The sequence below is a fragment of the Devosia yakushimensis genome, from assembly GCF_030159855.1.
In the GTDB taxonomy this organism is placed as follows: Bacteria; Pseudomonadota; Alphaproteobacteria; order Rhizobiales; family Devosiaceae; genus Devosia; species Devosia yakushimensis.
The window spans coordinates 137983-150497 of the sequence record NZ_BSNG01000004.1; the positions used below are offsets into that span (position 1 = coordinate 137983).

10 protein-coding genes are annotated in these 12515 nt (G+C 62.1%); 6 read left to right on the plus strand and 4 right to left on the minus strand.

Translation table 11 applies throughout. The features are described 5' to 3' along the window. Positions 1 to 33: 33 nt before the first annotated feature. The 5 genes from mutS (at position 34) to QQL79_RS21270 (ending at position 8736) form a co-directional block, all read left to right on the plus strand. A complete protein-coding gene (mutS, locus tag QQL79_RS21250) occupies positions 34 to 2748 on the plus strand; it encodes a DNA mismatch repair protein MutS (protein ID WP_284394151.1) in 2715 nt (904 codons plus the stop codon). Next, positions 2729 to 5527, plus strand: coding sequence for a [protein-PII] uridylyltransferase (locus QQL79_RS21255; protein ID WP_284394153.1), 2799 nt, complete (start codon positions 2729 to 2731; stop codon positions 5525 to 5527). Before mutS ends, QQL79_RS21255 begins: the two co-directional genes overlap by 20 nt. A gap of 36 nt (positions 5528 to 5563) precedes the next feature. After that, complete coding sequence (murJ, locus tag QQL79_RS21260) at positions 5564 to 7129, plus strand: murein biosynthesis integral membrane protein MurJ (RefSeq protein ID WP_284394155.1); 1566 nt, start codon at positions 5564 to 5566, stop codon at positions 7127 to 7129. An 89-nt stretch (positions 7130 to 7218) separates the two neighbouring features. Further along, entirely contained in the window at positions 7219 to 8250 is a 1032-nt protein-coding gene (gene trpS, locus QQL79_RS21265; RefSeq protein WP_284394157.1) for a tryptophan--tRNA ligase, read from the plus strand. A 15-nt stretch (positions 8251 to 8265) separates the two neighbouring features. Beyond that, positions 8266 to 8736: a universal stress protein gene (locus QQL79_RS21270; RefSeq protein ID WP_284394158.1), complete on the plus strand. Its 471-nt coding sequence runs from the start codon at positions 8266 to 8268 to the stop codon at positions 8734 to 8736. A 26-nt stretch (positions 8737 to 8762) separates the two neighbouring features. Here QQL79_RS21270 and QQL79_RS21275 read toward each other — a convergent pair whose 3' ends face one another. Continuing rightward, positions 8763 to 9065 carry a DUF3817 domain-containing protein gene (locus QQL79_RS21275; RefSeq protein WP_284394160.1) on the minus strand — a complete coding sequence of 101 codons (303 nt, stop codon included), beginning with the start codon at positions 9063 to 9065 and terminating at the stop codon, positions 8763 to 8765. A 132-nt stretch (positions 9066 to 9197) separates the two neighbouring features. Here QQL79_RS21275 and QQL79_RS21280 point away from each other — a divergent pair, with 132 nt between their 5' ends. Next, positions 9198 to 9764: a NifU family protein gene (locus tag QQL79_RS21280; protein WP_284394162.1), complete on the plus strand. Its 567-nt coding sequence runs from the start codon at positions 9198 to 9200 to the stop codon at positions 9762 to 9764. Between the two features lie 114 nt (positions 9765 to 9878). Here the strand turns inward: QQL79_RS21280 and QQL79_RS21285 are convergent, their stop codons facing one another. The 3 genes from QQL79_RS21285 to QQL79_RS21295 all read right to left on the minus strand — a co-directional run bounded on the left by QQL79_RS21285 (position 9879) and on the right by QQL79_RS21295 (position 12486). Next, positions 9879 to 10910, minus strand: a complete 1032-nt coding sequence (locus tag QQL79_RS21285; RefSeq protein ID WP_284394164.1) for a hemolysin family protein — start codon at positions 10908 to 10910, stop codon at positions 9879 to 9881. 74 nt (positions 10911 to 10984) lie between these two features. Continuing rightward, a complete protein-coding gene (gene ybeY, locus QQL79_RS21290; protein WP_370461284.1) occupies positions 10985 to 11443 on the minus strand; it encodes an rRNA maturation RNase YbeY in 459 nt (152 codons plus the stop codon). Between the two features lie 11 nt (positions 11444 to 11454). Beyond that, positions 11455 to 12486, minus strand: coding sequence for a PhoH family protein (locus QQL79_RS21295; RefSeq protein WP_284394166.1), 1032 nt, complete (start codon positions 12484 to 12486; stop codon positions 11455 to 11457). Between the last annotated feature and the right edge of the window lie 29 nt (positions 12487 to 12515).

A 12515-nucleotide genomic window follows, 5' to 3' on the forward strand; every position in this document is an offset into this window, starting at 1 on the left:
TGGCCCCTTCCTTCCGCATATTTCAAAGCATTCATGGACCAGGCGCTCCCCGACTCCGTACCCATCTCGCCCGCCCCGGCGCTGACGCCGATGATGGCGCAATATTTCGAGATCAAGGCAGTCAATCCGGGCTATCTGCTGTTCTACCGCATGGGCGATTTCTACGAGCTGTTCTTCGAGGACGCCGAGATCGCCAGCGCCGCCTTGGGCATTGTGCTGACCAAGCGCGGCAAGCATCTGGGCGAAGATATCGGCATGTGCGGCGTGCCCATCCATGCCGCCAATGACTATCTCAACAAGCTCGTCAAACTGGGCCATCGCGTCGCCATCTGCGAACAGGTGGAAGACCCCGCCGAAGCCAAGAAGCGCGGTTCCAAATCGGTGGTCAAACGCGATGTCGTGCGCCTCATCACCGCCGGCACGCTGACCGAGGACGATCACCTCGACGCCCGCGCCAGTAATTTCCTCGCCGCCCTCGCCATGGTGCGCCATGGGGAAACCGACTTCGCCCTCGCCTGGACCGACGTGTCGACCGGGGAGAGCTTCACCGCCGATCTCGCCGCCGATCAGGTGCAGGACGAATTGGCCCGCATTGATCCGGCCGAACTGATCCTGAGCGAGGCGACGCGGCTGGCTTTGGTCGAGCGGCATCTGTTCGCGCCCGCCTGGCTGCCGATCAGCCATATTGCGCCCGCCGAAAGCTTTGACAGCGAAGTGGCCGGTATCGTGCTGCGCGACGCTTTCCCGGGCGGCAGTTTTGATGCCTCCGCCCTCTCCCGCGCCGCCCGCTCGGCACTGGGCGCCGTCGTCGCCTATATCAGTGATAGCCAGAAGGGCGTCGGCGTGGCATTGCGCGCGCCGGTGCTTGGCAGCACGGCCCGCAGCATGGCCATCGACCAGGCCACAAGAGCCAGCCTTGAACTGCACCAGACCCAGCGTGGCCAGCAGCGCGGCTCGCTGCGCAATGCCATCGACCTGACCGTCACCGCGCCCGGCTCGCGCCTGCTTTCGGCGCGGCTGGCTGCGCCCCTGGCCGATGCATCAGCCATCAACGAGCGGCTCGATGCCGTGTCGGCCCTGGCCGGCGATACCATGCTCAACGGGCGCTTGCGCAGCGATCTCAAAGCCGTGCCCGATCTGGCGCGGGCGCTGACCAGGCTTGCCCTCGATCGCGGTGGCCCGCGCGATCTGGCTGCCATCGGCAAGGCGGTCGGCGCGGCCTTGGCACTTTCCACCCACTTCAGCCGCCTTGATGACGCCCCCGCCGTGCTGGCGCGGCTTGCCGCCACGCTTGCCGCCGCCCCTGCCCCGCTCGCCTCCGAATTGACGCTGGCGCTGGACGATGACTTGCCCCTCTTCAGCCGCGATGGCGGTTTCGTGCGCAAGGGCTACGACCAGCCCCTCGACGATGAGCGGGCGCTCGCCAGCGAGACCCGGGCCGTTGTTGCCGCGCTCCAGGCGCGGCTGATCGAGGAAACCGACGTCCGCTCCCTCAAGATCAAGCATAATGGCGTGCTCGGCTATTTCGTCGAAGTGCCGGCGGCTCATGGCACCAGGCTCCTCGAAGAGCCGCACCGGCAAAGCTTCATCCACCGCCAGACGCTGGCCAATGCCATGCGTTTTACCACGACCGAATTGGCCGATCTCGAAGGTCGCATTGCCCGGGCGCATGAGGCCGCGCTTGAAATCGAGCTCAGAATCTTTGCCAGCCTGCGTTACGATGTCCTGACGCGCACCGATGCCTTGCGTCAGCTCGCCGATGCCCTGGCCGAGCTTGACGTTACGACGGCCCTCGCCCACCTGGCCGCTACCCGCAATTATGCCAGGCCCGAGATCGACACTTCCCTGGCCTTTGACATCCGTGCCGGCCGCCATCCGGTGGTGGAGGATATGGTGCGGGCCGAAGGCCAGAGCTTTGTTGCCAATGATGCCGATCTCTCGGGTGCCGATGAGATCGGCGGCGGCCGCCTCTGGCTGGTGACCGGCCCCAATATGGGCGGTAAATCGACCTTTCTGCGCCAGAACGCCCTGATCGCCATTCTCGCGCAAATGGGCAGTTTCGTGCCTGCTACATCGGCCCATATCGGTGTCATCGACCGCGTCTTCTCCCGTGTCGGCGCCAGCGACGACATTGCCCATGGCCGCTCGACCTTCATGGTCGAAATGGTCGAAACCTCGGCCATTCTTAATCGCGCCACCCGTCGCTCGCTGGTCGTGCTCGACGAAATCGGCCGTGGCACCGCCACCTTCGATGGTCTCTCTATCGCCTGGGCGGCGGTCGAGGCGCTGCATGAAACCACCGGCTGCCGCGCCCTTTTCGCCACCCATTTCCACGAACTGACAAGTCTCGCCAAAACTCTCTCCCGCGTCTCCAACGTCACCATGAAGGTGCGCGAATGGGAGGGCGAAGTGGTCTTCCTGCATGAAGTGGGGCCCGGCGCCGCCGACCGTTCCTATGGCATCCAGGTGGCGCGGCTGGCCGGTCTGCCCGAGCCGGTTCTGGCCCGCGCGCGCCAGGTGCTCGATATTCTTGAGCAGCGCTCGGCCGGTACGGCCTCTTCCGGTCAGAAGGCCAGCGTGCTAGATGATCTGCCGCTCTTTGCCCATCAGCCTGCCGCCAAACCGGCCGGTCCTGATCCAGTCCACGCCGCGCTCGACGCTGTTCGTCCAGACGAAATGACCCCCAAGCAAGCGATCGAAGCCCTCTACGAACTAAAGAAACTCCGCGATGACGCTCGCCGAAGCTGAAGCCAAGCCGCGAAAACCTCAATTCGCGCTGAAAAGCGCCGAGGCGCTATTGGCCGAACTGGACGCCGCTATTGGCGATGAAGCGCCCAAAAGCGCCGCCGCAAGGGCCGTCGTTCTGGCCCATATGCGCAAGACCCTGGCCGAGGCGCGCAAGAGCGCCGAAGATGAACTGCTGGCCAATGGCAAGGGCACGCGCTGCGCGCAAAACCTCTCCGACGCGCAGGACGAGATCATCACGGCGGTCTATCTTTTCGCCACCAGACGCGTCTATCCGGTCGACAATCCCTCTGGCGCCGAAGCCATCGCGCTCTCCGCCGTCGGCGGCTATGGCCGGGGCACGCTGGCGCCGGGCTCCGACATCGATCTGCTGTTCATCCTGCCCTATAAGCAGACGCCCTGGGGCGAGCAGGTCACCGAATATATCCTCTATCTGCTGTGGGACCTGGGCCAGAAGGTCGGCCACGCCGTCCGCTCGGTCGATGAAAGCATCCGCATGGCCCGCGCCGACATGACCGTGCGCACCGCTACGCTCGAAGCCCGCTTCCTCACCGGCGACAAGACCCTGTTCGATTCCCTGGTCAAGCGCTTCGAAACCGAAGTCATGCCCAAGACCGGTCCCGAATTCATCGCCGCCAAGATGGCCGAGCGCGATGAACGCCACAAATTGATGGGCAATACGCGCTATGTGGTCGAGCCCAATATCAAGGATGGCAAAGGGGGCCTGCGCGACCTCAATACCCTCTTCTGGATCGGCAAATACTTTTACCAGGTCAAGACCAGCCATGAACTGGTCGGCAAGGGCGTGCTGTCCAATGGCGAATATCGCCTCTTCTCGCGCGCCGAGGATTTTTTGTGGGCCGTGCGTTGTCATCTGCATTTCCTCACCGGCCGCGCCGAGGAAAAGCTGACCTTTGACGTGCAGCCCGAACTGGCCCATCGCATGGGCTATGCCCAGCGCCTGGGCATGCTGGGCGTCGAGCGCTTCATGAAGCGCTATTTCCTGGTCGCCAAGGATGTGGGCGATCTGACCCGCATCATCTGCGCCAGCCTCGAATTCAACCACGCCAAGGATATGGACCTGGTGGGCCGCGTGCTCGCCCCCTTCCGCTCGGGCAAGTCCCGTATCAAGGGCGAAACCGATTTCGTGCTCGATACCGGCCGGCTCAATATCGCCGCCCCCGATGTGTTCGAGAAAGACCCGGTCAATCTCATCAAGATATTCCTCGTCGCCGGGCGCGAGCAATTGCTGTTCCATCCCGACGCCATCAAGGTCATCTCCCGCTCGCTGCGCCTCATCGACAACAAGGTGCGCAACGATCCCAAGGCCAATAGCTATTTCCTGACCACGCTCACCGCCCCCATGTCGGTCGAACGCATCCTGCGCGCCATGAATGAAAGCGGCGTGCTGGGCAAGTTCGTGCCCGATTTCGGCAAGATCGTCGCCCTGATGCAGTTCAACATGTATCACCACTATACCGTGGACGAGCATTTGATCCGCTCGGTTGGCGTCATGGCCGATATCGCCAATGGGGGCCTCCGCGATCAGCTGCCCCTCACCCATGAGCTCCTGCCGCAACTCAATGACACGCGCCTCCTTTATGTCGCGCTGTTCCTCCACGATATCGCCAAGGGGCGTCCGGAGGACCACTCCATCGCCGGCATGCGCATCGCCAAAAAGCTTTGCCCGCGCTTTGGCCTCACCCCCGCGGAAACCGACACCGTCTCCTGGCTGATCGAACATCACCTGCTGATGAGCGAAATCGCCCAGGCCCGCGATATCCAGGACCCCGAAACCGCCAAGGCCTTTGCTGACGTGGTCCAATCGCCCCAGCGCCTGGCGTTGCTGATGATCCTCACCGCCTGCGATATCCGCGCCGTGGGGCCGGGCGTCTGGACCGGCTGGAAGGGCAGCCTGTTGCGCGCGCTCTATTACGCCACCGAGCCCCTGCTATCCGGTGGCCACAGCCAGGTCACGCAATCGGATCGCATCGAGACTGCCCGCCACCAACTGGCCGAAAAGCTCGATACCTGGCTCCCCGCCGATGTCGAAGCCTATATGGCCCGCCACTACGATCATTATTGGCTGCGCGCCGAGCCCGAATTGCAGTTCGAACATGCCCGCATGATCCGCCATGCCGATAGCTCAGGCGAAACCTTTGCCGGCTCGATCCGCATCAAGGCCTTTGAGGGCATTACCGAAGTCAGCTTCTACATGGCCGATCATCCGCGCCTGCTTTCGCTCATCGCCGGCGCCTGTACCATGCAGGATGCATCTATTATTGGCGCGCAGATTTTCTCCACCCGCGACGGCCGCGCCATCGACACCTTCCGGCTACGCCGCTCCTTCACCTCCGATGAGGACGAAAAGGTCCGCGCCACCCGCATCATCGACACGGTCCGCCAATTGCTGCAGGGCAAACGGCAGATCCTGATCGATCTGGGCAAGGAAAGCCGCCACAACAAGCGCCTCAAGCCCTTCGCCCTGCCCGCGCAGGTGTCGGTTTCCAACGCGCTGTCGGAAAAATTCACCGTCATCGAGGTCTCCGGCCTCGACCGCATGGGCCTTCTCCACGCCATGACGCGCGAAATCTCCGATCTCAACCTCACCATCGGTTCCGCCCATATCGGCACCTATGGCGAAAAGGCCGTTGACGTCTTCTACGTCACCGATTTGACCGGCCAGAAGATCATGAGCAAACCCCGCCAGCGCAAAATCCACGACGCGCTGATGACCGTGTTCCACCCCAAGCCGGCGGAACAGAAGGTGGTCAATGGCTAGGGTGAGGGGGCCGAACCCCTCGCGCACGCGGCACCCATGAGCCTCTACCGCAATTTCCTCTCTGTCGGCGGGCTGACACTGGTCTCGCGCATTGCCGGCTTTGTGCGCGATGCGCTGATGGCCGCCGTTCTGGGCATCGGCCCGGCCACCGACGCCTTCAACGCCGCCTTCCGCTTCCCCAATCTGTTCCGGCGGCTCTTTGCCGAAGGCGCCTTCAACACTGCCTTCGTGCCCATGTTCTCCACAGCGCTGGAAACCCAGGGCGAAGAGGCGGCAAAACTGCTGGCCAGCCGCATCATGAGCTGGCTGGTCGCGGCAATCCTTCTCGTCACCATCCTGGCCGAAATCTTCATGGAGCCCATAATGCGGGTCTTCGTGCCGGGGTTCGACGATCCGGAAAAATTCGCGCTGACCGTCTACCTCACGCGCATCATGTTTCCCTATCTCGCCTGCATGTCGCTGATGGCTGCCTATGCCGCCATTCTCAACACGCTCGGGCGCTTCTTCGCCTCGGCTTTCGCGCCGATCATTCTCAATATCGTCAACATTTCCGCTCTCGTGCCGCTGGCTATTCTGGTGCTCGAGGACAAAGCTGACATCGCCTTCTGGGTGGCGATCGCCACCATGCTTGGCGGCGTTGCGCAGCTCGCCCTGGTCTATGGCGCGGTTCGCCGCGCTAATTTCGTGCCGCGCATAAGTATTCCCCGCCCCAATGCCGAGACCCGCCGCTTCTGGCTGCTCGCCATTCCCGCAATCCTTGCCGGCGGCATTACCCAGATCAATATCCTGGTCGGCACGGTCATCGCCTCGGGCGTTGAAGGGGCTATTTCGGTGCTGTCCTATGCCGATCGGCTCTATCAGCTCCCCCTCGGCATTATCGGCATCGCCATCGGCACCGTGCTCCTGCCTGAACTCAGCCGCCATCTGAGCGCCGGTCGCAATAAGGAAGCTGCCCAAAGCCAGGATCAGTCACTGCTGCTTTCCATGCTGCTCTCCATGCCCGCCGCCGCCGCGCTTGCCGCGCTCTCGGTGCCCATTGTGCGGGTTCTCTTCGAGCGCGGCGCTTTCGACGCGACCGCCACCATCCCCGTCGCTGAAGCGCTGGTGGGCTATGCCTGGGGCCTGCCCGCCTTTGTCCTGATCCGCGTACTCCAACCGGGCTTTTTCTCGCGCAAGGACACCGTCACCCCCACTATTTTCGCGGGCCTCTCCGTGCTCGCCAATATCGGCATTTCGCTCTGGCTGTTCCCGAGCCTGCAACATGTCGGCATAGCGCTCGCCACCACCATTTCCTCCTGGCTCAATGCGGCCCTGCTCGGCCTGTTTCTCGCCCGTCGCGGCTATTTCTCTCTGCCCCTGGCCTCATTGCGCAAGCATGGGTTGATCATAGCCAGCAGCCTTGTCATGGCCGCCATACTCTATCTGCTCGCCCAGCGCGCCACAGCGCTCTTTGCCCCCGGCGCGCCCTTCCTTGCCCAGGCGGCCGCGCTCTTTGTCATCTGTGTCTTCGGCAGTGTGGTCTATTTCACCCTGGTCTACATCACCGGGGCGCAAAAACTGGGCCTGCTGGCCAGCAGGCTCCGGCGCAAGCGCACCCAATAGGCCGCATCCGAGAAGACAGTTCCCAATATCCATTCTCGGATATAAGTGTTCCCTCAATACCGGCTTCTTTGAACCGCTAGGCTTTCTTCATGGCTTTCACTCCCCGCGTCTTTTCCGGCATCAAGCCCTCGGGCGATCTGCATTTGGGCAATTATCTCGGCGCCATCCGCCGTTTCGTGCCGCTGCAGGACACCCATGAGACGATCTATTGCGTCGTCGACATGCATGCCATCACCGTGTGGCAGGAGCCTGAAGACCTCAAGCGCTGGACCTATGAAATCGCTGCGGCCTATATCGCGGCCGGTATCGACACCAAAAAGTCGATCATTTTCAATCAGTCCCAGGTCATGGAACATGCCGAGCTGAGCTGGATTTTCAATTGCGTTGCCCGCATGGGCTGGATGGCGCGCATGACCCAGTTCAAGGACAAGGCCGGCGAAAACAGCGAGAATGTCTCGCTGGGTCTGTTCGCTTATCCCTCACTGATGGCCGCCGATATCCTGCTCTATAAGGCCACCGGGGTGCCGGTGGGCGAAGATCAGAAACAGCATCTCGAGCTGACGCGCGACATCGCCAAGAAGTTCAATCACGATTTCAAAAAGCAGATCAAGGCGCTGGGCCACAAGGGCGATTTCTTCCCCATCACGGAAACCCTGGCCACCGGCCCTGCCATGCGCGTCAAATCGCTTAAGGACGGTTCCAAGAAGATGAGCAAGTCCGATGCCTCGGACCTCTCGACCATCTACATGATGGACGATGCCGATCTCATCGCCAAAAAGATCAAGCGCGCCACCACCGATGCCGAAGCCCTGCCCAGCGAAGCCGCCGGCCTTGCCGGGCGTCTGGAGGCGGAAAACCTCGTCGGCATTTATGCCGCCCTTTCCAATCGCACTGTCGATGACGTGCTGGCCGAATTCGGCGGCCAGGGCTGGGGCGTGTTCAAGCCGGCTCTCGCCGATCTTTCGGTCGCCGTGCTTGCCCCCATTGCCGAGGAAATGAAGCGGCTGGTCAGTGATCGCGGCGAAATGGACACGATCCTGCGCGGCGGTGCCGACCGGGCCCGCGCCATCGCCCAGCCCATCATGGCCGATATCCGCAATATTGTCGGCTTCATCCGCTAACCGCGAGCCAACGTCATGTACGATACCGAATACCGGCGGAAATTCCTGGTCGTCATCGATGAAACGCCCGAATGCGACCGGGCGCTGACCTTTGCCGCCTTCCGCGTCAAGCGCACCGGCGGCACCGTGGTGCTGATGAGCGTGGTGCAGAAGCCCGAATTTATCGGCCTGGGCGTCGAAGATGTGCTGCGCGCCGAGGCGGTGGAAGAAGCCGAGCGCAATCTTGATGCGCGCCTCGCCCGCCTCAAGGAAATCGGCGATGTCAAAGTCGAATCGGTGATCCGTGAAGGCGAGGGCCCAGAGCAGATCGAAACCGTCATCGGTCAGGACCGCGACATTGCCATTCTGGTGCTCGCCGCCTCGACATCGGCCGATGGTCCGGGCCCGCTGGTCATGCATTTCGCCAGCCGCGCCAATGCCCTGCCCATCCCGCTCACCGTCGTCCCCGGCCGCATGAGCGACGAGGAAATCATCGCGATCTGCTGAGGGATGGCGCGGCTACGCCAGAAATCTCAGGCGATCCGCGCCTCATCGGCCAATTGCTTGCGCTTCAAAAACGGGTCATTGAGAAAGGTCCCGAAGGGAAAGAACGAGGCGATGGTCGTCCGCATCCAATCCTTGCCCGAAAAGCCCCGGCCCGGCAGGATAAAGACCATCGCCAATATATAGGCGATGAAGGCCAGGCCGTGGATCATGCCCACCGGGCGCACCAGCTCGGGCATGCCGAACCAGTATTTGAGTGGCATGGCGACCAGAAACAGCGCCAGCGTGGTAATGCCTTCGACAAGGCCGATAAAGCGAAACAAGCGGATCATGGGATCAAGCCATATCGCCCATTGGTTTCGCCGTGAACGCGGCGCATGGTCGCGATGCGCGTTTGGCCTTGCACTCCGCGCTCAAAAGACTATTTTAGAAGCGTTCTAAGTGCCCGTCCGAGGACCTGATCGATGTTCATCCAGACCGAAGCCACGCCCAATCCGGCAACCCTGAAATTCCTGCCCGGGCGCGACGTGCTGGTTGGCGAACCGCGCGATTTCCGCAGCCTCGATGCCGCCGCGGCGTCCCCGCTGGCCACCGGGCTGTTTGCCATTTCCGGCGTGACCGGCGTGTTCCTGGGGTCCGATTTTATCTCGGTCACCAAGGACGAGACCAATTGGGCCCATATCAAGCCGGCCATTCTGGGCGTGATCATGGATCACTTCCTCTCCGGCAAGCCCGTCATCGCCGAGGGTGCTGCCCCTGCCGCCGATTTCGACGAAGTCGAGGAATTCTTCGAGGAAGAAGACAGCGAGACCGTCGAGGTGATCAAGGAATTGCTGGCCACACGCGTCCGGCCGGCCGTTGCCATGGATGGCGGCGACATCACCTTCAAGGGTTTCAAGGAAGGTACGGTCTTCCTGCACATGCAGGGTGCATGTTCCGGTTGCCCCTCCTCCACCGCCACCCTCAAAAGCGGCATCGAAAACCTGCTCCGCCACTTCGTCCCCGGCGTTGAGGCCGTTCAGCAGGTCTGAGCGTCTTACCAGTTACGCAGCAAGCCAAAGGCCCAGGGAGCAATCCTTGGGCCTTTTGTTTTTTGGTCACGCGCTGCGGTGGAACAAAAAGCCCGGATCACTCCGGGCCTTTCTCTATTCCGCTGCGGCTTTCTCGGCCTCGCTGCGCTGGTCGGTGATCGCCAAGGGCTCGGCGCTTCCTTCCGGGCGCTTGCGGCGGATGCGCAGCCGCTTGATGCGGCGGCTGTCGGCGGCAAGGATTTCGAACTCAAAGCCTTCGAGCCGTGTGACCCGCTCGCCCCGCTTGGGCACATGGCCGGCCAGATCGAACACCAGCCCGCCAATGGTTTCCACTTCCTCGCCGAATTCGCCGGGGTCGAAATCCGGCCCGATCAGTGTGCGTACATCACTCAGCTCCGCGCGGGCATCGGCGATATAGGTATCGATCCCCACTTTGCGGATCAGAGCCGCGGCCAGCTCGTCATGCTCGTCCTCGATCTCCCCGACCACCGCTTCGAGCAGGTCCTCGATGGTAACCAGGCCATCGGTGCCGCCATATTCATCCACCACGATGGCCATATGGACTCTCGAGGCACGCATCGATTGCAGCAGATCACCGACCGGCATGAAGGTGGGCACGAACATGGCCGTGCGCATCAGATCGAATTTGCCGATCTTCTGCTTGAGCACGGTGGAAACCAGCTTGACCGGCACGTCCTTGCTCGGATCAGTCACCGGCTCGGTGATCTTGCCCAGCGCGTCCTTGACGTGGATGAAGCCCAAAATATTGTCCAGCCCATCGTCATAGACGGGCAGCCGCGAATGGCCGACTTCGCGGAATTTGGCCAGGAGCGTGCCCAGATTGACATCGGCTTCGATGGCCTGGATGTCGCTGCGCTCCACCATCACGTCGGCAACCGACACATTGGAGAGCTTGAGCACATTTTGCAGGATGGTCCGCTCGCTTTCGGAAAAGTCGGCGGTTTCGGCGCTCCCCTGCTCTTCGAGTGCGACCTGGAGATCGTCGCGCAGGGAAACCGTGCGCAAGGCCAGAAGGGCCTTGATGCGGTTCCAGATCGAAGGCCCCCGTGTTGAAACGGGGGCGGGACTAGAAGGAGGCTCGGGATTGGTGGGCGCTGTGTGGCCCAGACTGTCGCTATCGTTCATTGCATCATGCCGCCAAACGGGCGGCTTTCTGTCCTCATTTGGGAAACTGCGCCCGCAACTATAGGGGCACCGCGCTAATCGGCATAGGGGTCGTCTATCCCCAGTGCCGCCAATATCTGGGTTTCAAGGCCCTCCATTTGAAGGGCCTCGGCGTCGGTAAGATGATCATACCCCAAAATATGCAGGAATCCATGCACGATGAGGTGGGTGAAGTGATCGGGAAGGCTCTTGCCCAGATCCGCCGCTTCCCGCTCCAGCGTCTCGCGCGCCAGCGTGATATCGCCCAATATGCCGATGACCGGCCCGAAGGGCTCGATCTGGGGAAAGCTCAAGACATTGGTCGAGCTGTCCTTGCCGCGCCATTGCTTGTTGAGCTCATGCTGCTCTTCGTCATCGGTGAGCAGGATCGACAGCTCCGCCGCCCCCTTGATCTTGGGCTTGGCATGTTTGAGCGCCTCCAGAACAGCGCGTTCGGCCAGAGGATCGAAATCCTCCGGCCAGCTTTCATCATTGCGGATAATGGCAATATCGATCGGCGGATTGGTCAGCGGCTCAGTCCTTCGGAGGCCTTGTCGGCCAGTTTCTTGGCCGTGTCGGCCTCGTAGGCCCGCACGATACGACCCACCAGGGCGTGGCGCACCACATCCTTGTCGCTGAACCGGCTGATATGCACGCCCTCGACCTTTTCGAGCAGATGCACCGCCTCGACCAGCCCCGATTTCTCCCCGCGCGGCAGATCGACCTGGGTCGGATCGCCGGTGACGATCATCTTGGAGTTCTCGCCCAGACGGGTCAGGAACATCTTCATCTGCATCGATGTGGTATTCTGTGCCTCATCGAGGATGACCACGGCATTGGCCAGTGTCCGGCCACGCATGAAGGCAAGCGGCGCCACTTCGATAATGCCCGAGGTGATGCAGCGCTCGACATTTTCCGGCTTCATCATGTCATAGAGCGCGTCATAGAGCGGGCGCAGATAGGGATCGACCTTTTCCTTCATGTCGCCCGGTAGAAAGCCCAGCCGCTCGCCCGCTTCCACGGCCGGACGCGACAGGATGATGCGGTTGATATCGCCCCGTTCGAGGAGCGACGCCGCATGGGCCACCGCCAGATAGGTCTTGCCCGTACCGGCCGGCCCCACCCCGAATACCAATTCGCTCCGCTCCATGGCGCGCATATAGGCGTCCTGGGCGGGCGTGCGCGCGACAATGGTGGATTTGCGCGTGGCGATCTGGGCCATGCGCACCTTGCCCTTGCGCTCCAGCGTCGGCAGGGTCAGCTGGCTGTCCTCGGTCTCGATCATGCGGATCACCGCATCGACATCGGCAATGTCGACGCTGCGGCCTTCCTCAAGGCTGGCATAGAGCGATTCGAGCACACGCCTGGCCTGGTCGACCGTGGAGGCCGCGCCTTTGAGCAGAACATGATTGCCGCGGGGAGTGGCCGAAACCTTGAGCCGCTGTTCGATCAGCGCCAGGTTCTGGTCGAAATCGCCATAAAGCTGGGCAGCCAGGCGATTGTCTTCAAAAGCGAGTTCGAGTTGCGATGCGAGTGCGTTGTCGGCGGTCGGTGACAAATGCCTGCTCAAACTGGTGTGGCTCCCTG